Annotated in this window: 17 protein-coding genes; 15 read left to right on the forward strand and 2 right to left on the reverse strand. The window is 40.5% G+C overall.

Annotated features, from left to right (window positions below):
• Window positions 1-572: 572 nt before the first annotated feature.
• A complete protein-coding gene (locus CRN97_RS01975; RefSeq protein ID WP_044933654.1) occupies window positions 573-1217 on the reverse strand; it encodes a phosphoribosyltransferase in 645 nt (214 codons plus the stop codon).
• A gap of 239 nt (window positions 1218-1456) precedes the next feature.
• On the opposite strand from CRN97_RS01975, the gene CRN97_RS01980 reads away from it, so the two are divergent.
• A complete protein-coding gene (locus CRN97_RS01980; RefSeq protein ID WP_097075668.1) occupies window positions 1457-3469 on the forward strand; it encodes a methyl-accepting chemotaxis protein in 2013 nt (670 codons plus the stop codon).
• A 29-nt stretch (window positions 3470-3498) separates the two neighbouring features.
• On the opposite strand, the gene CRN97_RS01985 is transcribed toward CRN97_RS01980, so the two are convergent.
• Window positions 3499-4359: a patatin-like phospholipase family protein gene (locus CRN97_RS01985; protein WP_097075669.1), complete on the reverse strand. Its 861-nt coding sequence runs from the start codon at window positions 4357-4359 to the stop codon at window positions 3499-3501.
• A gap of 149 nt (window positions 4360-4508) precedes the next feature.
• Between CRN97_RS01985 and CRN97_RS01990 the strand changes: the two genes are divergently transcribed.
• The 14 genes from CRN97_RS01990 to CRN97_RS02055 all read left to right on the forward strand — a co-directional run bounded on the left by CRN97_RS01990 (window position 4509) and on the right by CRN97_RS02055 (window position 20577).
• Window positions 4509-7349, forward strand: a complete 2841-nt coding sequence (locus tag CRN97_RS01990; protein ID WP_242961987.1) for a glycoside hydrolase family 3 protein — start codon at window positions 4509-4511, stop codon at window positions 7347-7349.
• A 17-nt stretch (window positions 7350-7366) separates the two neighbouring features.
• The gene (locus CRN97_RS01995) at window positions 7367-8449 is read left to right on the forward strand and encodes a PTS transporter subunit IIC (protein WP_097075670.1); all 1083 of its coding nucleotides are present in this window, start codon (window positions 7367-7369) and stop codon (window positions 8447-8449) included.
• Window positions 8450-8562: 113 nt separating this feature from the next.
• Complete coding sequence (locus CRN97_RS02000; protein ID WP_097075671.1) at window positions 8563-8904, forward strand: hydrogenase maturation nickel metallochaperone HypA/HybF; 342 nt, start codon at window positions 8563-8565, stop codon at window positions 8902-8904.
• A gap of 22 nt (window positions 8905-8926) precedes the next feature.
• Window positions 8927-9760: a formate/nitrite transporter family protein gene (locus CRN97_RS02005; RefSeq protein WP_097075672.1), complete on the forward strand. Its 834-nt coding sequence runs from the start codon at window positions 8927-8929 to the stop codon at window positions 9758-9760.
• Window positions 9761-9793: 33 nt separating this feature from the next.
• Window positions 9794-10489 (forward strand): MgtC/SapB family protein, encoded by a 696-nt coding sequence (locus CRN97_RS02010; protein WP_097075673.1) that lies wholly within the window; start codon window positions 9794-9796, stop codon window positions 10487-10489.
• 21 nt (window positions 10490-10510) lie between these two features.
• Window positions 10511-12088, forward strand: coding sequence for a helicase HerA-like domain-containing protein (locus CRN97_RS02015; RefSeq protein WP_097075674.1), 1578 nt, complete (start codon window positions 10511-10513; stop codon window positions 12086-12088).
• A gap of 79 nt (window positions 12089-12167) precedes the next feature.
• Window positions 12168-13430, forward strand: coding sequence for a transglutaminase domain-containing protein (locus CRN97_RS02020; RefSeq protein ID WP_097075675.1), 1263 nt, complete (start codon window positions 12168-12170; stop codon window positions 13428-13430).
• Window positions 13431-13436: 6 nt separating this feature from the next.
• Window positions 13437-14156 (forward strand): cysteate racemase, encoded by a 720-nt coding sequence (gene cuyB, locus CRN97_RS02025; RefSeq protein ID WP_097075676.1) that lies wholly within the window; start codon window positions 13437-13439, stop codon window positions 14154-14156.
• A gap of 1 nt (window position 14157) precedes the next feature.
• Entirely contained in the window at window positions 14158-15666 is a 1509-nt protein-coding gene (locus tag CRN97_RS02030) for an amino acid adenylation domain-containing protein (protein ID WP_097075677.1), read from the forward strand.
• A gap of 48 nt (window positions 15667-15714) precedes the next feature.
• Window positions 15715-15948, forward strand: a complete 234-nt coding sequence (locus tag CRN97_RS02035; RefSeq protein ID WP_097075678.1) for a phosphopantetheine-binding protein — start codon at window positions 15715-15717, stop codon at window positions 15946-15948.
• Between the two features lie 3 nt (window positions 15949-15951).
• Entirely contained in the window at window positions 15952-17544 is a 1593-nt protein-coding gene (locus tag CRN97_RS02040; RefSeq protein ID WP_097075679.1) for an MBOAT family O-acyltransferase, read from the forward strand.
• Between the two features lie 12 nt (window positions 17545-17556).
• Window positions 17557-18615, forward strand: coding sequence for an SGNH/GDSL hydrolase family protein (locus CRN97_RS02045; protein ID WP_242961988.1), 1059 nt, complete (start codon window positions 17557-17559; stop codon window positions 18613-18615).
• A 114-nt stretch (window positions 18616-18729) separates the two neighbouring features.
• Window positions 18730-19542: a flagellin gene (locus tag CRN97_RS02050; RefSeq protein ID WP_097075681.1), complete on the forward strand. Its 813-nt coding sequence runs from the start codon at window positions 18730-18732 to the stop codon at window positions 19540-19542.
• A 162-nt stretch (window positions 19543-19704) separates the two neighbouring features.
• The gene (locus CRN97_RS02055; protein ID WP_044933668.1) at window positions 19705-20577 is read left to right on the forward strand and encodes an NAD(P)/FAD-dependent oxidoreductase; all 873 of its coding nucleotides are present in this window, start codon (window positions 19705-19707) and stop codon (window positions 20575-20577) included.
• The last annotated feature ends 13 nt before the right edge of the window (window positions 20578-20590 follow it).

The following is a 20590-nucleotide window of genomic DNA, read 5'->3' on the forward strand; positions in this document are numbered from 1 at the left end:
GTACGTCACAGATTTTGGATTATCTAAATGTGTAGTCGCCCATATTTATTAGTAGGTGTTCTTACAAAGTTTTACAATTCTATCGGTAAGGTATGGGTGGAGACGGACAAACACTACACTAAGTAATCATCAGTCTTAAACTAGCTTTGTATTTATTACTATTTGCTTTGGAGTGAACTTAGAAAAATAAAAAGAGATATTTGATATGAATTGGCAGCTGCCGCTAGGACGGCGGCAGCAGTGGTCACTTGAAACAGGACGTTGAATGTGCCACGGTGCCAATACATACAAATATCTCTTTTTTAATTTTTCTTTGTGAACGGAGTAGCAAAAGTAATAATACAAAGACTAGTTAAGACTAGATGATTATATAAACTACATTGTCCGTTCCACCCATACATTACCTTCGAATAGTAAAAGCTTCGTAAGTACACCTACATATGGGCCACTTTACACATTAAGGTAATCCAAAAATCTGCTCCAATGATACTGGCGGGGAGTTGTAAGCCGTCCCCCAGCCCGGTGGCCTGTACTAAGTCTGTGGGCACCTGTGGATGGTGGCCCCCCTGGGATTAGCGAAGCTCTGAGTAGCCGAAGGAGTTTACGATGGCGTCGATTGGGGTGCCAGATTTGCAGAGAGGGCACTCGTGGAGTGGGTACGACTGGTAGTTAGGAATGTCCTCGTCGTGGAATACGGCTGTTACTGGGATGTTGTCCACTTCTCGAACGGCTGAGAAGATGGCGCAGGCACCGCTGATGGTTGCCCCGTAGTATTGTACACATTCGGCTAGACTTTCGAGAGTGCGGCCGGTGGTTAGTGATCCGAATAATAAAAGAACGTGTTTGTCGCGGATAGTCAGTTGTAGATTATCGCGGAAAATATGCAGGCCGGATGGAGCAAGCTCTGGGGCAGTGACATAGATTGTCTTGTGCTGATTGTAGTTTGCGACACCGGCTTTTGTTAGTTCCTCGGCAAGATATGTTCCAACTACTTCCATGCCATCGGCACATACGATTGTGTCTACTGGTGTGGATACGGAATAGTGCATTGCAAGAAGCTGGGCAACACCGTGAGCCTCATTACATCTGGTCTTTATGGTTCCGATTTCCATATAGTTTGTGATGTGGGAGTGGTTGGTTGCGAAGTGACCAGGAATTATTTTCAAAACAACATCTGAGTTTAGTGGAGCAGGAATTTTAGTATAGTCTTTTAACATAATAAACCCCTTTCTTTTATGAACCTCATAGTTCGAATTACCCCTTTGATATTTACATCATAACATACTTTTGTCAGATATCTAGTGAATAAATTTTGTAATATTTGGCAAATATAAAATGGCGCGCTGAGTTCACAGATAGGACATAGAAATTTACAAATTTGCACATCGAAATTTGCTAGTGTTTTAATTAGTACATTCTACGTTTACGTTTCATATTATACAGAAGGAGGGGACTTATGGCGAAAGGACAAGCTAAGCAAAAGCGTATTAGTGCACAATTATTGGCGGTTTTGATACCTCTTGTAATTGTGGCAATCGCAATTGTAACCACTATTTTGGCGTTGCAGGCAAAGAAGGTAATTGTGTCAGAGGCTACTGAGGGATTACATCAGGAATCTAGAGCAAATGCTGCTGATATTGCACAAACAATGGATAGCATGACTAAGTATTATGATGGCTTGGCAGATGCTATTGAGGGTGGAACCTTTGAAAGTGATGTTCAGGTTAATAATCTGTTGACTGAATCTTTGAATGAGTTCCCAGGTGTTGTAACAGATGCTTATATCGCAATCGGCAGAACTGAGTTCTATGATGGTAGCGGATGGTTCCCGGATTTAAGTGAATATGATGCAACTACCAGAGGTTGGTATCAGAATGGTGATGGCCAGGCAGAGATTGCTATAGGTGCACCTTCTCTGGATTTAACAACTGGAAATATGGTTGTGTGCGGTTCACGTTCTATCACTTTGAATGGTCGTAAGGGTGTAATGTCTACAGATATTGCCCTTGCTGGTATTTCAGAGATGGTTAGCCAGTATACTCCAGGTGGAAAGGGTGCCAGCTTACTTGTTCAGGGTACTCAGATTATTGGATCGGTAGAGACAGAATATGTTGGTACAGATGTATCTGAACATACAGATGATGGCTTCTTGCAGAGAATGTCAGAAGTTGTTGCTGCAGGCGGAAGTGATTCTGTTGTTACAATGAAAGGAAATAATGGAAAGAATTATTTCGTTTCATTTGATAATGTAGATGGTACAGAGTGGACTCTTATTTCATATGTACCTCAGGATGCAGTATTAGCAGAACTTAGACAGTTCATACTCATTAGTATTGTAATTGCTGCAATTATTGTTTTGGCAATGGCAGTAATCCTTCTTCAGTTAATCAACTCAAAGATTACAAAACCAGTACGTAGTCTTACAGAGAATATTACAAGAATTGCAAATGGTGACTTTACAGTGGATATTCCAGCAGGCGGCGGAAATGAAATTGGCACCATGAATAACAACATGCATGATTATGTTGAACAGATGCGAAGTACTCTTACCGAGATTAAGAGTATGACTGATCAGCTTGCTTCAGAGGCTACAAACAGTAAGAATGTATCTGGTGATTTGAATGAGCGTGCTGACGAGCAGGCAAATGCTATGCAGCAGATTCAGCATACAATGGACGATATGTCTTCTGCAGTTGCTGATCTTGCAGAAAACGCAACTACATTGGCTCAGCAGGTTAATGATTTGACTATGCAGAGTGAGACAACCAAGCAGACTATGGATGATTTGGTTAGCACAGCAAGAGATGGTCAGCGTGACATGCAGGCAGTTCAGTCTGGTATGACAAATGTTGCACAGTCAATGCGTGAAATGAATGATGTTGTTAACAATGTAGATGAGTCTGCTAAGCAGATTGATTCTATTGTTGATATGATTAATTCTATTTCCAGCCAGACAAACCTTCTTTCGCTTAATGCTTCTATTGAGGCTGCACGTGCAGGTGAAGCTGGTAAAGGATTCGCAGTTGTTGCTGATGAAATCGGTGCGTTGGCTCAGAACTCTGCAGATAGTACTCAGCAGATTTCAGCTATTATCAAAGAGATTACAGCTCAGATTGCAGAGCTTTCAACAAAGGCAGAATCAAATGTCGAAGAAATCAACACCAGTATGGAATCTGTAAACCAGGCTGGAGAGACATTTGAAAAGATATTCAAGAGCCTAGATGAAGCCAGCGATACTGTTGGTGATATGATTGATAAGATTGGTAGCGTTGATGAGATTGCAACTTCTATGGCTGCTATTTCAGAGGAGCAGTCAGCTAGTACACAAGAGGTTAGTGCTACAGCCACAACTCTTGCTGAAGGTGCAGAACAGGTTGCAGAAAACTCTCGTGGTGTGGATAACAGCGCTACTGTAGTATCTGAATCATCAGATAAGATTGAAAATCTTATTAACCAGTTTACCGTATAAAAGAAAGAATAATAAAAGAGCTTATTTGACTAAGCGGTCAAATAAGCTCTTATTTTTTCTAGATTTTCTGTGGCAATGCGTCGTCCGATATCGTAAACACGTTGCAATTCATCAGGGTTCTTTTCTGTGGCACCAATGTTAAGTGGAGCATCTGGCCTGATTACGAAAGCCTTGCCATTTGCTACCTGTTTTTTTACATATGCCTTTTGCGCATTATACATGTTGTGTCTGTTTTCCATTGTGTCAATCATTCGTGGATATTTTCTCAAAATCCATCTAATAATTTTCATGTATTTCTGAGGCTTTTTAATATAGTCAGCAGGCTGGGTTTCGATAACAAGGATTTTGTCGCAGCCTTGCTTTTCCATAAAGCGAAGAGGAATGGAATCTGACATTCCACCATCTAAATACAAATCATCTCCAATTGGAACTGGCTTTGACACTGCAGGCATTGAAGCCGATGCACGTATCCAGCGAATGTCTATTCCATCTGGAGTGCCGTCATAGTTATCGCATTTATGATATACCGCATTTCCGGTAGATAATTCTGTGGCCACACAGTAGAAATCCATAGGATTCTTGTAAAAGGTATCGTAATCCCATTTATCAAGCTCGTATGGGAGAGTGCCATAGCAGAATGGCACATTATAAATGTCCCCTGTTTTAATCAGGGAGCTGAAGCTAGCATAGCGCTTGTCGTTACAATATTTTTTATTGTAGCGAATCCCGCGTCCTATCTGTTTTGATTTAATATTAAGTCCAAATGTGGCACCAGCTGAAACACCAACAGCACTGTCAAAATCAATATTGTTTTCCATGAGAACATCGATTACGCCGCAGGTAAACATGCCTCTCATGGCTCCACCTTCCATTACTAATCCTTTTTTCATAATAATTCCCTCAATTCTCTATAAATAAAAATTTATCATTGTGCACAATTAATTGCAAGTTTTATTGATAAAAAAGCCCAAAAATGAAGATGAATTTTGTATAAATAAATGATGCAAGCCATGAATCTGTAATGTATACTCTTGAAAGAATGTTTTGGAGAAAGGATATTGGAGGAATGTCGGGAAAGTTATTTGACGAGAATAAATTTGCAGCTGTGGCCAGACGCGCAGTTGCAGAAGGTGTGGTACTTTTGAAGAATGATGGTGATGTTTTACCACTTCAGAAAGGTACCACTATTTCATTGTTTGGCCGTAGTCAGTACAACTACTATAAAAGCGGTACAGGCTCAGGCGGTATGGTAAATACCAAGTATGTTATTGGAGTAAAAGAAGCACTTGAGGCTGATGATAGATATAATCTGAACCAGGATTTAAAAGCAATCTATGATGAATGGATAAAGGAAAATCCATTTGATGCCGGAATCGGATGGGCCAGTGAACCATGGTTCCAAAAGGAAATGGTAATCACTCCAGAAATAGCAAAGGCGGCAGCAGCAAAGTCTGATGTTGCAATTGTGCTAATTGGTCGTACAGCAGGTGAGGACCAGGATAATAGTGCAACAGAAGGAAGCTACCTTCTTACAGAAGATGAGCATACAATGCTGAAAAATGTTACTGAGGCGTTTGAAAGGACAATCGTTCTTTTAAATGTAGGTAATATTATCGATATGAAGTGGGTTAAAAATTACAACCCTAGCGCTGTTGCATATATCTGGCAGGGAGGCCAGGAAGGTGGAAATGGTGTTCTTGATGTTTTATCAGGGGACGTAAATCCAGCAGGTCGTCTTTCTGATACTATTGCCTACAATATTGATGATTACCCATCTACAGCTAATTTTGGTAAAAAGAAGAGAAATATCCAGCAGGAAGATATCTATGTTGGATACAGATATTTTGAAACATTTGCTAAAGATAAAGTTTTATATCCATTTGGATTTGGTTTATCCTACACTAGCTTTGACATCAAGTGTAAGAGCTTAGAGTTTGATATCACAAATGGAGCGACAGTTGTGGCAACTGTTACTAACACTGGCTCACGTAAGGGGCAGCAGGTTGTTCAGCTTTACTTAGAAAAGCCACAGGGCAAGCTGGGAAATCCATCAAGAGTATTGATAGGATTTGATAAGACTAAGGAAATCGAACCTGGTGAAACAGTGGAATGTGAAATTCATGTACCAGCATACTATATGTCTTGCTACGATGACTCGGGTGTTACAGGCCACAAAAGTGCCTATGTGCTAGAGCAGGGAACATATACATTCTACGTGGGCGGTGATGTGCGAGCAGAGGAATCTGCATCAGCAGATATTTCTGAAACTGTTGTGGTAGACCAAAAGTCAGAGTTGATGGCACCACCAATTGAATTTACAAGGGTTAAGCCTGAGGCAAATGCAGATGGAACATTCTCAGTTGTCTATGAAGCTGTTCCAACAGCAACAAAAAGCTCAGTGGAACATCGCCTAGAGGAGCTTCCAACAGAAATCACCCAGACAGGTGATAAGGGCTACAAGCTTGTGGATGTTGCCAAAGGCAGAGTATCAATGGATGATTTCATTGCTCAGCTTTCTGATGATGATTTGGTAGCCATCGTTAGAGGCGAGGGGATGAGCTCACCAAAGGTTACACCAGGAACAGGCGGAGCATTTGGTGGTGTTACAGATTCACTTTTAGGTTACGGTATTCCTGTTGCCTGCTGTACAGATGGCCCTTCTGGAATCAGAATGGACTCAGGAAAGAAAGCATTTGCTATGCCAAATGGAACACTTCTTGCAAGCACTTGGAACCTTGAGTTAATGGAAGAACTTTATCAATGGGAAGGTTTGGAGCTACGTAAAAACAAAGTGGACGTATTGCTTGGACCAGGTATGAATCTTCACAGAAATCCTTTGAATGGTAGAAACTTCGAGTATTTTTCAGAGGACCCATTCTTAACAGGTAAGTGCGCTGCATATCAGCTTAAGGGTATGCATAAATACCATATCACTGGAACAATAAAGCATTTTGCTTTGAATACACAGGAGACCTCACGTCACTATGCTGAGCATGTGGCATCTGAGCGCGCAATCCGAGAACTCTATTTAAAGGGATACGAGATTGCTGTTAAAGAAGCTGGCGCTCATGCTGTTATGACAACTTACGGCCCAGTCAATGGAAGATACACATCTTCAAACTTCGATTTGGTTACAAAAATCCTTAGGGATGAATGGGGCTTTGAAGGTATCGTAATGACGGACTGGTGGGCAAAAGGCGGAAATGCCGGAGCAGGAGACGGAGCCGATATGGCAGACATTGTAGCAGCTCAAAACGACCTTTACATGGTTACTACAAGTGCTGCTGACAACACAAACAATGACAACTCATTGGAGGGACTTGCAAATGGTACAGTAACTAGAGCTGACTATCAGCGTTGCGCTGCAAACATTTGCAGATTCATTATTTCAAAGCCAGTGCTCTTTAGACTTATAAATGAAAACAATGAGATAGATAATCAGCTTTTAGACGAGGCAGATGAGGAAGAGCTTTCATATGACAATATGATTGACTGCAACTTCAAGAAAAGCTCTGTCTTTGCCATTGACCCATCTGAAATCAGAACAGGTCGTGACAGTGCCAATATGCTTTCTGTTGCAATCAAAGAACGCGGCGATTACAGACTTACAATGACTGTACGTGCAAAGAATCTTAGCGCACTTGCACAGATTCCTTTGACAGTTTTCAGAGATAGAGATATCGTAAAGACGATAACCCTCACCGGAGAGGACAGAGAGTGGCAGACAGTTTCTGTTGATTTCGCAGACTGCTTTGCAAGCTTCTATATCAAGCTTTACTTTGCCCAGGACGGTATGGAGATAAAGGATGTTAATGTAGAATTTGTATGCTCAAAGGAGCAGGAGATTCACGATATGTTAGCTAGACTTGGAGAAGATTAATTAAGGAGAATTGATAAATGAAAGAATTTTTGAAAAGAAAAAACATCGAGATTTCTGTTAAAAGATATCTTGTAGATGCTCTTGGGGCAATGGCTCAAGGATTGTTCTGTTCACTTCTTATTGGAACAATCATCAATACCATTGGTACACAGTTTGGAATTGAATTTTTAACTGTGCCGGTAGCTACCGTTGCCGGTGTGGAATACACAGTTGGTGGTCTTGCCACAGCAATGAGTGGCCCTGCCATGGCAGTTGCAATTGGATATGCTCTCCAGGCGCCTCCTCTTGTATTGTTTTCACTTATCACTGTAGGTTTTGCTTCAAATGCTCTTGGTGGAGCAGGTGGTCCACTTGCAGTTTTATTTGTAGCAATCATATCAGCAGAAATTGGTAAAGCAGTTTCAAAGGAAACAAAAATCGATATATTGGTTACACCTCTTGTAACAATTGGTGTAGGTATTGCCCTTTCAGCTTGGTGGGCTCCAGCACTTGGCAAGGCAGCTAGCTCAGTAGGAACACTTATTATGTGGGCAACAACAAAGCAGCCATTTATTATGGGAATTCTTGTTTCTGTAATCGTAGGTATTGCACTTACACTTCCTATTTCATCTGCAGCTATTTGTGCCGCTCTTTCACTTACAGGACTTGCAGGTGGTGCAGCAGTAGCAGGATGCTGTGCTCAGATGGTAGGTTTTGCATTCATGAGCTTTAAGGAAAACAAGTGGGGCGGTCTTATTTCTCAGGGCATCGGTACATCAATGCTTCAAATGGGAAATATTATCAAGAATCCTCGTATTTGGATTGCACCTATTTTGTGCTCAGCTATCACAGGCCCACTTGCAACATGCCTTTTCAAGCTCGAGATGAACGGTCCTGCCGTTTCATCTGGTATGGGTACATGCGGTCTGGTAGGTCAGATTGGTGTGTACACAGGATGGGTAAATGATGTGGCAGCTGGCTCAAAAGCTGCAATCACAGCATTTGACTGGATTGGCCTAATCCTTATTTGCTTTATCCTTCCAGCCGTTCTTTGCCCAATCTTCAACAAGATTGCAATGAAGCTTGGATGGGTAAAAGAAGGGGATATGAAGCTTCAATAAATATTTTGGCAGCAGATTTCTGCTGCCTTTTTTATTGTCAAAAAATATTTGTTTATAACATCAATATGAAATAAAATAATAAGAAAAGTAAGGTTTTTACATGAGAGGTTGAAATGCACGAACTAGCAGTGACACAATACGTTTTTGAATTAGTCAATAAACAGGCCGAAAAAAACAATCTTTCAAAAGTAAATATTATTCATTTGCTGATTGGGGATCAGTGTGATTATGTACCTGAGATTATCGAAGAATATCTGCAGGTGATGAGTGAGGGAACACCTCTTGATGGAGTAAAGGTGGATGCCACAGTCAAGGAATCGAAGGTTGTATGCAAGGACTGTGGAGCAGAGTTTACCAGACACGAATTCAAGGATGTTTGCCTAAAATGTGGGAGTAATAATTTAAAACTAAACAGATGCACAGATTTTATAGTAGAAAAAATCGAAGCTGAGTAAGGTTTTTAGAAGGGGAGGTCATATGGACAAAATTTTCAATTCACCAGAAGAGGTGATAGAGGCAAATATTTGTGGAGGGGAGAAGAAGGTTAGCCTTCCACTTCCAAAGATGATATTGCTTGGAATTATGGCAGGAGCATTTATCGCGCTTGGAGCTGCCACTAGTTCAACAGCTGCTCATGCAGTAACAAATGTGGGGCTTTCTCGTTTTGTGGCGGGAGCTATTTTCCCAGTAGGACTTATGCTTATCACATTTATTGGTGGAGAGCTTTTTACAGGCAACTGTCTTACATCAATGGGGGCAATGGACCACAGATTTTCATGGGGAAAGGTGGTCAGAGATCTTTGTATCATTTGGTTATCTAATTTAGTTGGAGCCTTAATCATAGTGGCTCTCACTTATTTCTCAGGAAATCTTGACTATTCAGCAGGTTTGCTAGGTGCATACTCAATAAAGGTTGCTCTTGGCAAAGCTACAATCACTCCTATAAAAGGAATTGCATCGGGAATACTTTGTAATATTCTGGTTTGTGCCGCCATCTTAATGGGAGCAGCATCAAAGGATATTTCCGGTAAGGTTTGGGCTATTTTCTTTCCTATCATGGCATTTGTGGTAGGTGGATTTGAGCACTGTGTGGCAAATATGTTTTATATTCCAATGGGCATGCTTGCTGCTACCAATGATACATACGTTGCAAAGGCAGCAGAGGCATACGGTATCACCACAGATCAGCTTGCTAATCTTTCTGTGGCTGGATTTTTTGCAAATCAAATTCCAGTTACAATCGGAAATATCTTAGGCGGAATGATTTTTGTTGGTTTGCCATGCTATTTGGCTCACTGCAAAAAGAATTAGCATAATACAGACTAAATAATTGAGGTGTTATATATGGTAAATACGATAATAGATTACTTGCAGGGCATGGATGATTTGGCAGTAGCAATTAGATTGGTGATAGCAACAGCTTGTGGCAGTCTTATTGGCTGGGAGCGTGTAGTTAGAAGACACAGTGCAGGTATTCGTACCTTTGCACTTGTTAGCTTAGGTTCAGCAGTTGCTACAGTTTTAAATATCTATCTGGCACTCATTCCAGAGCTTAATGCCGATGTAAGCCGTATTCCAGCAGGTGTTGTAAGTGGAATTGGCTTCCTTGGTGCAGGAACTATTCTTGTTACAGGTAGAAATCAAATAAAAGGTCTTACAACAGCTGCAACACTTTGGGTTGCTTCATGTATGGGTATGGCCTTTGGCGCAGGATATTTATCAGTGGGGTTTGTATGCTTTGGTCTTGTGCTTATTGCAAATCTGCTGCTCATGCACCTTAGCACACGTGTTGAGGAAAACAGCCGTTTTGTTAGCTTGTACATTGAAGTAGAAGAGACAAACGGAATCAAAAAGCTTCGTAAGAGCTTTATAGAAATGGGCTATCAAATCACTAGCATGAACAAGACAAAGGATAAGACCTTATCTGGTACTGATACAGCACTTATGATTGATTTGGACTTCAAGAAGAGACATTCACACTTAAAGCTTATAGATGATCTTAATAATCTTGATTTTGTAAGTTATGTTGAAGAAGTTTAAATAAATATTGGGAGGGCGATTATGATTAGAGAAGGTAAGATTTGGGTTGCAAATACGGAAAAGTCAGAACCGGTATATTTATTACCACAGATGTCAAATAGACATGGGCTTATCGCTGGTGCCACAGGTACAGGAAAGACCATAACGCTGAAGGTTTTGGCTGAATCATTTTCCGACATGGGAGTGCCTGTTTTTCTTGCAGATGTAAAAGGGGACATTGCAGGAATGATTAATCCAGGCCAGGATAGTGCCGATATGCAGGAGCGCATTAAAAGGTTTGGACTTGATAAGGCCGGCTTTGAGTACCATGGATATCCTGTTACTCTTTGGGATATCTACGGCAAAAATGGCATTCAGGCACGTACCACAATTACAGAAATGGGCCCACTTTTACTTTCTAGAATTCTTGGCTTAAATGATAATCAAAGTAGCATACTTTCCATCGTGTTTAAAATTGCAGATGAAAGCAATCTTGCCTTGATAGATACAAAAGATTTAAAGTCCATGCTTAACTATGTGGCTGATAATAACAAGGAATTTGAAGCTGACTATGGAACTCTTAACAAGCAAAGCATTGGTGTTATTCAGAGAGCTGTAGTTGCTCTTGAAATGGCCGGAGGAGATAAGTTCTTTGGTGAGCCTGCTCTTGATATCAGAGATTTCCTTACACTGGGGGAGCAGGGCAGAGGCATGATACATATTTTGGATAGTCAAAGCCTTGTAAACGACGGCAGATTATATTCTACATTCCTTCTTTGGCTTCTTTCAGAGCTTTTTGAAACCATGCCAGAGGTAGGTGATTTGGACAAGCCAAAGATGGTATTCTTCTTTGATGAAGCTCATCTTTTATTCAACGATACACCGAAGCCACTGCTTGATAAGATTGAGCAGGTGGTAAAGCTTATTCGTTCAAAGGGAGTAGGAGTATTCTTCGTAACTCAGAATCCACGTGATATTCCAGATGGAGTATTGGCGCAGCTGGGCAATAAGGTGCAGCATGCACTTCACGCATACACTCCAGCAGAGCAAAAGGCTGTAAAGGCAGCGGCAGATTCCTTCAGAGAGAATCCTGCATTCAAGACAGCAGATGTAATCGAAGCACTTGGAACAGGAGAGGCAGTTGTTTCATTCCTACAGGAGGATGGCACTCCATCAATTGTAGAGAAGGTTGCTATTTTGCCACCTCAGTCCCAGATGGGTGGAATTGATGATGCTTCTAGAGATAAGGCTATAAAGTCTAGTATGCTCTATTCTAAATATGCAAATGGGGTAGATGCTGAGTCAGCCTACGAACTTCTTCTTCGTATGGGTGTAGAAAAGGAACAGGCAGAAGCTCTTGCTAAAGAAGAGGAAGAAGCTGCAAAAGCCAAGGCAAAAGAGGAGGCTGCAGCAGCAAAAGCAGCAGAGCGTGAGAAGGAAAAGGAAGCCAATCGCAAGAAGCGTGCAGCAAAATCAGTAGGTACAACTGTGGCAGGCACTGTAGGACGTGAGCTTGGCAAAAAGGTTGGCAAGCAAATCGGAGGTAAGTTTGGCCAGACACTTGGTGGCAACACCGGCGCTCAGTTGTTTAGAGGTATTCTTAACACCTTAATCAAGTAAAAATCTAGCTAAATTTGACTATAATATCCATGATTGCTAAAATTATCCTTGAGTGTAATCGCTCGGGAGAATATGTATCATGGGAATGACAAAATCGCCAAAAAAGAAAAAGAAAAAAACTAGAACGATATATAGGCTTTTCATACCATCAGCAGCTGTTATTGCAGTCTGCTTAGGTGTGGGAGCCTATTTTTATTATGACTATTCAAACAGGGTGTATTCCAGCTGTGTTGTAGAGCTTGGTGGGGAAGTCTCTGCTGCAGATTTTCTGAAGAATCCAGATCAGACAGCGGAGTTTACAGGTGACACAGTTATTACTACAGATTTCCCAGGCACCTATGATGTAGGGATTATATCCGGTAAGTATACCTATCAATGTACCTTGGAGGTGCAGGATACTGTTGCTCCAGAGCTTACGGTAAAGCAGTTGACTCGCACAAAGGAAGAAATTCCAGCAGCCCAGGATTTTGTCGAATCTGTTAGTGATTTATCTGGGGATGTTTCAGTATATTTTGGTGAGGCCATAAGCTTTGATAATTATGGTCAGATTCCTATCACTATTGTTGCTGAGGATGGCTCAGGCAACAAGACAGAAGCAGATACAGTTCTAAATCTCGTTCAGGAATACGATATCGAGCCTCCAGTTATTGAGGGCCAGCTTGATAAAACTGTCTACGCAGGTACATCTGTAAGCTTCAAAACGGACGTGGTTGTCACTGACAATGTGGACACCGATATTGAGGTTCAGGTGGACAGCAGCAAGGTTGATTTGGATACCCCTGGTGAGTACACCGTAGTTTATACCGCCACAGATTCCATGGGCAACATGGATTTAAAGGAAGGCACAATCACCGTTATTCAGCAGGAATACACAGAGGAAGATGTATTTGCTTTAGCTGATGAGGTGCTGGCAGAAATAATCACTGACGATATGTCTGCTTATGACAAGGCTCATGCCATTTATGTGTGGGTGCAGGGTAATATAGGTTACAGCGAAAGTGAAGATAGCGGAGATTGGTTAAAGGGTGCCTACGATGGCCTTAAAAACAGGCACGGCGACTGCTACAATTATTTTGCCGTTAGCAAGGCTTTGCTTACAAGGGCAGGCATTCCAAATGAGGATATCGAAATCATTCCAACCGCCACAAGACATCATTATTGGAATGTAATTGATTGTGGTGAAGGCTGGCGCCATTTTGACACTACACCACGATTGGACAAAAGCTTCAAAGGCTTCTATCTGACAGACGAGGAATTAATGACATACTCAGATGCTCATTATCATTCTCACAACTACGATAGAGAAATTTACACATATTTTAACGACAATCAGGAGCAATAAGGGAGAATGAAAAAGTTAGGTATAATAGGTGGCCTAGGACCTATGGCTACAGCATATTTTATGCGCCGCATTATAGAGATGACAGATGCAGCCACCGACCAGGATAATATTGAGATGGTGATTTACAATTCGCCATCTATTCCAGACCGCACAGGCTACATTTTGGACAATACAAAGGAAAGTCCACTGCCAAAGATTATAGATTTGGCAAATCGCTTAGAGTTGCAGGACGTTGATTACATAGCAATTCCATGTATCACTGCACACTATTTCCATCAGCAGATAGCAAAGAGTGTGGATGTGCCAGTTTCCAATGGAATTAGAGAAGCAGCAGATTATTTATCAGAGCATGGTATAAAAAAGGTTGGCATTATGGCCACTGATGGAACAGTTTCAACCAGGCTTTTTGACTCCGTGTTTATGGATTATGGCATTCAGTGTGTTTACCCGGATGGGGAATATCAAAAGCTTGTAATGAGCATCATTTATGATGAGGTAAAGGCAGGCAAGCCTGTTTCCATGAAGGAGTTTGAACTGGTTAAAAATCAGCTTTTAGCTTCCGGAGCAGAAGTAGTTATTTTAGGATGTACAGAGCTTTCTATAGCAAAAAGAGATAATCATATAGAAGGTGTTCTTGACATAATAGATGTTTTGGCAAGGGATTGCGTAATGAAGTGCGCAAAGCTTAGACTAGAATACAAAGAACTAATAAAAGAAGGAAAGTAAGATGCAAAACAATGTTTTAGACTACATAGACGAGAGTCTAGTGAGAGTCCCAGAAAAGGTGGCTTATGCCGATGATGAGGTTCAGCTTACATTTTCCGATGTTAAAAACATCATGGATTCTGTAGGAACAAACCTCCTTGAGATGGGATGCAGCAGAGAGCCAGTAATTGTATTTATGAAGAAGAGCCCAAATACAATTGCTACTTTCTTTGGAGTAATCAATGCAGGATGCTACTACGTACCAATCGATAGCGAAATGCCTGCTACACGTATTCAGCTTATTCTTGAAAATTGTAAGCCAAAGGTTATCATCTGCGATGATTCCACAGTGGATATTGCAGAAGGTTTTGAGTATAAAGCTAAGGTTTTATTGTTCAAAGATATGGTAAATACCAAGCCAGATGTGGATAAGCTTGCTTTAGTTAGAAAGAAGGCTATCGATACAGATCCAATCTATATCGTATTTACATCAGGCTCCACAGGAGTTCCAAAGGGTGTATGTGCTTGCCACCGCTCAGTAATCGATTATATCGAGCAGCTTTCAGAGACTCTTGGATTTAATGAGGATACAGTTTTTGGAAACCAGACACCACTTTATTTTGATGCCTGTCTCAAGGAGCTTTATCCAACGCTGAAGTTTGGTGCAACCACTTATCTGATTCCACATTCATACTTCATGTTCCCTATCAAGCTTGTGGAATACATTAATGAGCATAACATCAATACAGTTTGCTGGGTTGTATCAGCCCTTACCATGATTAGTGCTTTCAAGACATTTGATACTGTCGTACCACACACATTGAAAACAATCGCATTCGGCAGCGAAGTCTTCCCAATCAAGCAATTTAGATTGTGGAGAGCAGCAGTGCCAGAAGCAAAGTTCTTCAATCTCTACGGACCAACAGAGGGCACCGGAATGTGCTGCTACTATCCAGTGGAAAGGGAGTTTGCTGACGATGAGGTTATTCCTGTAGGCTTCCCATTTAAAAACACAGAAATCATGCTTTTAAAGGAAGATAATACACTGGCTGCTGATGGTGAGCAGGGGGAAATCTGCATCAGAGGAACATCGGTAACACTTGGATACTACAACAATCCAGAGAAGACTTCTGAGGCTTATGTTCAGAATCCATTGAACACAGCGTACCCAGAAATCATATATAGAACTGGTGACATAGGTCACATCAACGAATATGGTGAGCTTGTGTTCCATTCCAGAAAAGATTTCCAAATCAAGCACATGGGACATCGTATCGAGCTTGGGGAAATCGAAGCAAATGTAAATCTTGTGCCAGAGATAAAGCTTTCGGGCTGCATCTACGCAAAGGAACAAGGGAAAATAGTGCTTTACTATGTAGGGGACATCACAGAAGGTGACCTTATCAAAGCATTAAAAACAAAGCTTCCACGCTACATGCTACCAAACAAGGTAAACCGTCTAGAAAACATGCCATTTACCGCCAACGGTAAAATAGATCGTGTAAAGCTAACACAAATGTATAATAATTAAATGAGCTTAGTAGTTGACGTAACTAAGCGGACTAGGAGGATTAGAAAGATGAACGAGTTATTAGAGATTTTGGAGGATTTACATCCTGAGGTGGATTTTAAGAGCGCTACAGATTTAGTTGATGGAGGTATCCTTGATTCATTTGATATCGTTTCGCTTATTTCAGAGATTAACGAGACATTTGATGTTACTATTGGAGCTGCAGAGCTTACACCAGAAAACTTCAATTCCGCAGAAGCAATCTATGCTTTGATTAAGGAAAAGCTAGACGACGAGGACTAAAGAATGCTTTTTACTTCATATGGATTTATAGGATTTTTGCTGGCAGTATTTGTGCTGTATTATCTGATTCCTAAAAAGATGCAGTGGCCATTTTTACTTATTGCCAGCTACATTTTTTATTTCATAGCAGATCCTAGATATTTGATTTTTATTGCTATTACAACTGTCACCACTTTCTACGGTGCAAAGGTTATTTCAGATAAAAAGGTGGCCTTTGATGGTTGGTTTAAGGAGCATAAAAAGGAATATGAAAAGGAAGAACGCAAGGCACTAAAGGCAAAGGAGCATAGTGTTGAAAAGAAAATCTTTTTGGCATGCCTTCTATTTAATTTAGGTATTCTTGCGGTTACAAAATATACCAACTTTACCATCGCCAATATCAATTCATTGTTGGCAGCATTTGGTAGAGCAGACGGGATTTCTTTTGTAGATTTAATCATTCCAATGGGAATTTCTTTCTACACATTCCAGTCTATGGGCTATCTCATTGATGTTTACAATGGTAAGCATGAAGCACAGGATAACCTTTTCAAGTTTGCTCTATTCGTATCATTTTTCCCACAGTTAGTTCAGGGACCTATTAGTAGATACCATGATTTGAGCCAGACTCTTTATGCGGAGCACAGCTTTAATTGGAAGACAGTAAGCTTTGGTTTAGAGCGTATACTTTGGGGATTCTTTAAAAAGTTGGTGATTGCAGATAGAATCCTTGTGGCTGTTCAGGCAATCATTGCAGACACAGATACCTACAACGGTTTCTATGCATTTGCTGGCGCAATGTTTTATGCACTTGAGCTTTATGCAGATTTCACTGGTGGAATCGATATTACCATTGGTGTGGCAGAGACAATGGGAATCAAGGTTACAGAAAACTTTATTCGCCCATACTTCTCAAAGAATATCAAAGAATACTGGAACAGATGGCATATCACCATGGGTACATGGTTCACTGATTACATTTTCTATCCAATCAGTGCCAGCCAGTTTATGATGAAGCTTTCAAAGAAATCAAGAGCACGCCTTGGAAACAACCTTGGTAAGAGAGTGCCTGTTTATCTTTCAAGCTTTATTGTATGGTTTACAACTGGTATCTGGCATGGCGCAAGCTGGAACTTTATCGTATGGGGACTTGGCAACTTTGTAGTTATCATGATTTCCCAGGAGCTTGAGCCATTTTATCGCTGGTTCCATTCAAAGGTACATGTGCAGGGAACTTTCGGTTGGAGATTATTCCAGGTGGTAAGAACCGTTCTTATTATGTCCAGCCTTCGTATGTTTGATTGCTACAGAGATGTGCCACTTACATTTAAAATGTTTGGAAGCATTTTCAGCCAGTCCAGCCTTAGTCAGCTAAATGCTGAGGCTTTCATTGGAATGGGACTTACAGGATTTGATTATCTTGTGGTGTTTATAGGCATGCTTATTCTTGTAACAGTCAGCCTTATTCAAAGAAGTGGCTGCGTACGTGAAAAGATTTATGGACTTGCTGCACCAGTTCGTTTCATTATTTGGTATGGACTATTTATGGCTACATTAGTCTTCGGTGCATATGGCATCGGTTATTCAGCTAGCCAGTTTATTTACAATCAGTTTTAGTCGGAGGGTATGATGAAAAAGTTTATAGCGATTATATTATCTTTAGTCATTGCTCTCACCGGCATTTTTCTTGCTTCCAAGCTGCTTGAGCCTAAGTATATGTCAGGCATTTTGGAAGGAGCAATGATTCAGGAATACTACGATGATCCTACAGATCACAATGTTGTATTCATTGGCGATTGTGAATTATACGAAAACATTTCTCCTGTTTATCTTTGGGAGAATTATGGTATCAATTCATATATAAGAGGAAGTGCCCAGCAGTTGATTTGGCAGTCATATTATCTTGCTGAGGAGACAGTCAAAATGGAGCATCCTGATGTGATTGTTTTCAACGTGCTTTCTATGAAATATAACGAGCCACAGAACGAGGCATACAACAGAATGACTTTGGATGGCATGAAATGGTCATCAAGTAAAGTAAATTCCATAAATGCCTCAATGACAGATGAGGAAAACTTTATTGAATATGTTTTCCCTATTCTAAGATATCACTCTAGATGGAGTGATTTATCTGCAGATGATTTTAAATACATGTTCCACAGAGATAAGGTTTCCTTCAACGGATACTATATGCGAGTAGATGTAAAGGCTGCAGAGGATGTGCCAGAGGGAAGACCTCTTGCCGACTATCAGTTTGGCGATAATTCTTACTATTACCTTGATAAGCTTACTAAGCTTTGCAAGGATAACGATGTTAAGCTTGTACTTGTAAAGGCACCTACTCTTTATCCTTATTGGTACGACGAGTGGGATCAGCAGATAAAAGACTATGCTTCAGCTAACGGCTTAGACTATATCAACTTCCTTGAGCTTCAGGATGAGCTTGGTCTTGATTGGAGCCAGGATACATACGATGGTGGCCTTCATCTTAACTTAGCAGGAGCAGAGAAGCTTTCTGATTATGTGGGAAACATGCTTACCACTGAGTACGGTATTCCAGATAGAAGGGACGAGAGTGCTCTCAATGAATACTGGGATAAGGTAATAGAAAGATACAATGCTGAGATTGATAGACAAACTACCAACCTAAAGCTCTATGGCACTGTCCACGGCCCGGAGGAACAGTAGTAAATTATCATCACATAAAATTCACATGACTTTATGAAAGTGCAGTGTTATAATACGGTTACAAATTGGAAATTTATGTAATTATGTAACGTTTTAAGATTGAGGTGAGTTATTATGAAGATTCAATCTAATGTAAACACAGCACAGTATCAGAACACAATTAATAAAAGAAAGGAAACTGAGGAGCAGCAGAAGAAGGCTTCGAAGGAACTTTCTACAGGCAAAAAAGTAAATACAGCGGCAGATGATGCAGTTGCATTATCCATTTCGCAGCAGATTATGAAGGAGGCTAAGTCTCTTACAACAGGCAGCAGTAACATTTCTTATGGAATAGATGCCGCAAATATTGCAGACGGAGCTCTTTCTAATATTACTGATTCTCTTGGAGATATTGAGCAGAATACAGTTCATGCAATGAATGGTCTTTATTCAGAAAGCGACAGAGCTATTCTTCAGGAGGCAAATGAACAGTCTGTAGCTACAATCAATCAGACTATTAATCAGGCACAGTACAATGAAAAGAATCTACTTGATGGTTCAACAGGAGATATTAATATCTACACTGGTACATCAAGCTCTTCAATTAAAGAGGCAGATGCAAAAGCTGCAATTGCTGATTTAGAAAACTTTGATGTTTCTGGAAATGGAAATAATATCAGCACTGATGCTTTGGATAAAGCATATTCGTCAATTAGTGATATGCGTAGCCAGATTGGTGCCGAGACCAATGGCTTATCAGCTGCATATAATGTAAATAACAATACAGCTGAGAACCTTACAAGTGCACAGGCTCAGAAAGAAGATGCTGATTTTTACAAGTCAGTTACTAAAATGAAGTCAAGCGGAGTGGTTGGAGCTGCTCAGAATATGGCTTTGAAGAACCAGATGGAGAGCCAGGAAAATCTTGTATCAAAGATGTTCCAATAAACTATGTATTTTATTTTAATTGCCCTAGACAATAAAATGTCTAGGGTTTTATTTTAAAAAAAAACGAGTTGACAAATGCAATTCAATTGAGTACAATTAAATCAACTTAAAAGATTGTACACAATTATTATAGCTTTAAAAGAGTTATGGAGGTTTTAAAACATGGAAAGATATGATATTGCAGTTATAGGTACAGGTCCTGCTGGATTAGAGGCTGCTATTACAGCAAAGGTTAGAAATAAATCAGTACTTCTTATTGGTGGTAAAGGTTCTTCTGATAAGGTTTCAAAGGCACACACTATTCAGAATTATTTAGGTTTACCTGATGTAGCTGGTGCAGATATGGCAAAGGCTTTTCTTGATCATGCAACAGGAATGGGCATTGAAATCACAGAAGATAAAGTAAATGCCGTATATTCAATGGGGCAGTATTTTGCAATTCAGTGCCACAACGGTGATTATGAGGCAAGCTCAGTAATTATTGCAGCTGGTATGACTACTATGAAGCCATTCCCTGGTGAAATGGAGAATCTTGGAAGAGGCGTAAGCTACTGTGCAACATGTGATGCAGCTTTATATAAAGGAAAGACAGCAATCATCCTTGCATACAGCGAAGAGGATGAGCCAGAGGCTGAATTCTTAGCAGAAAGAGCTGATACAGTTTATTATTTGCCACAATACGAGTATAATGGAAATCTAAGTGGTAATATTAAAGTAACTTGCGATGTAAAGCCAGGCACAATTGAGATGAAAGATGGTGCAGCTGTTCTTACAACAGACGGCGATACATTCTCAGCAGATGGAATCTTTATTTTAAGACAGCAGATTGCTCCATCACAGCTTGTTCCAGGATTAAAGATGGATGGAAATCATGTTGAAGTAGACCGTCAGATGAATACAAACATCAAAGGTTTATTTGCATGTGGCGATATTACTGGTACACCATATCAGTACATTAAGGCCGCTGGTGAAGGAAATGTAGCAGCACTTTCAGCTGTTTCATATTTAAATGAATTAAAAAAAGCGCAAAATTAGTTATTGATTTAGA

It is taken from the genome of Pseudobutyrivibrio ruminis DSM 9787 (assembly GCF_900218035.1).
GTDB classification, from domain to species: domain Bacteria; phylum Bacillota; class Clostridia; order Lachnospirales; family Lachnospiraceae; genus Pseudobutyrivibrio; species Pseudobutyrivibrio ruminis.

Coding starts and splice junctions, on each gene's coding strand:
- CRN97_RS02045 (WP_242961988.1), top strand. CDS start 17,557: ATGAAAAAGTTTATAGCGATTATATTATCTTTAGTCATTGCTCTCACC.
- CRN97_RS02035 (WP_097075678.1), top strand. CDS start 15,715: ATGAACGAGTTATTAGAGATTTTGGAGGATTTACATCCTGAGGTGGAT.
- CRN97_RS02005 (WP_097075672.1), top strand. CDS start 8,927: ATGGACAAAATTTTCAATTCACCAGAAGAGGTGATAGAGGCAAATATT.
- CRN97_RS02020 (WP_097075675.1), top strand. CDS start 12,168: ATGGGAATGACAAAATCGCCAAAAAAGAAAAAGAAAAAAACTAGAACG.
- CRN97_RS01985 (WP_097075669.1), bottom strand. CDS start 4,359: ATGAAAAAAGGATTAGTAATGGAAGGTGGAGCCATGAGAGGCATGTTT.
- CRN97_RS02030 (WP_097075677.1), top strand. CDS start 14,158: ATGCAAAACAATGTTTTAGACTACATAGACGAGAGTCTAGTGAGAGTC.
- CRN97_RS01990 (WP_242961987.1), top strand. CDS start 4,509: ATGTTTTGGAGAAAGGATATTGGAGGAATGTCGGGAAAGTTATTTGAC.
- CRN97_RS02040 (WP_097075679.1), top strand. CDS start 15,952: ATGCTTTTTACTTCATATGGATTTATAGGATTTTTGCTGGCAGTATTT.
- CRN97_RS01980 (WP_097075668.1), top strand. CDS start 1,457: ATGGCGAAAGGACAAGCTAAGCAAAAGCGTATTAGTGCACAATTATTG.
- CRN97_RS02000 (WP_097075671.1), top strand. CDS start 8,563: ATGCACGAACTAGCAGTGACACAATACGTTTTTGAATTAGTCAATAAA.
- CRN97_RS01975 (WP_044933654.1), bottom strand. CDS start 1,217: ATGTTAAAAGACTATACTAAAATTCCTGCTCCACTAAACTCAGATGTT.
- cuyB (WP_097075676.1), top strand. CDS start 13,437: ATGAAAAAGTTAGGTATAATAGGTGGCCTAGGACCTATGGCTACAGCA.
- CRN97_RS02015 (WP_097075674.1), top strand. CDS start 10,511: ATGATTAGAGAAGGTAAGATTTGGGTTGCAAATACGGAAAAGTCAGAA.
- CRN97_RS01995 (WP_097075670.1), top strand. CDS start 7,367: ATGAAAGAATTTTTGAAAAGAAAAAACATCGAGATTTCTGTTAAAAGA.
- CRN97_RS02055 (WP_044933668.1), top strand. CDS start 19,705: ATGGAAAGATATGATATTGCAGTTATAGGTACAGGTCCTGCTGGATTA.
- CRN97_RS02050 (WP_097075681.1), top strand. CDS start 18,730: ATGAAGATTCAATCTAATGTAAACACAGCACAGTATCAGAACACAATT.
- CRN97_RS02010 (WP_097075673.1), top strand. CDS start 9,794: ATGGTAAATACGATAATAGATTACTTGCAGGGCATGGATGATTTGGCA.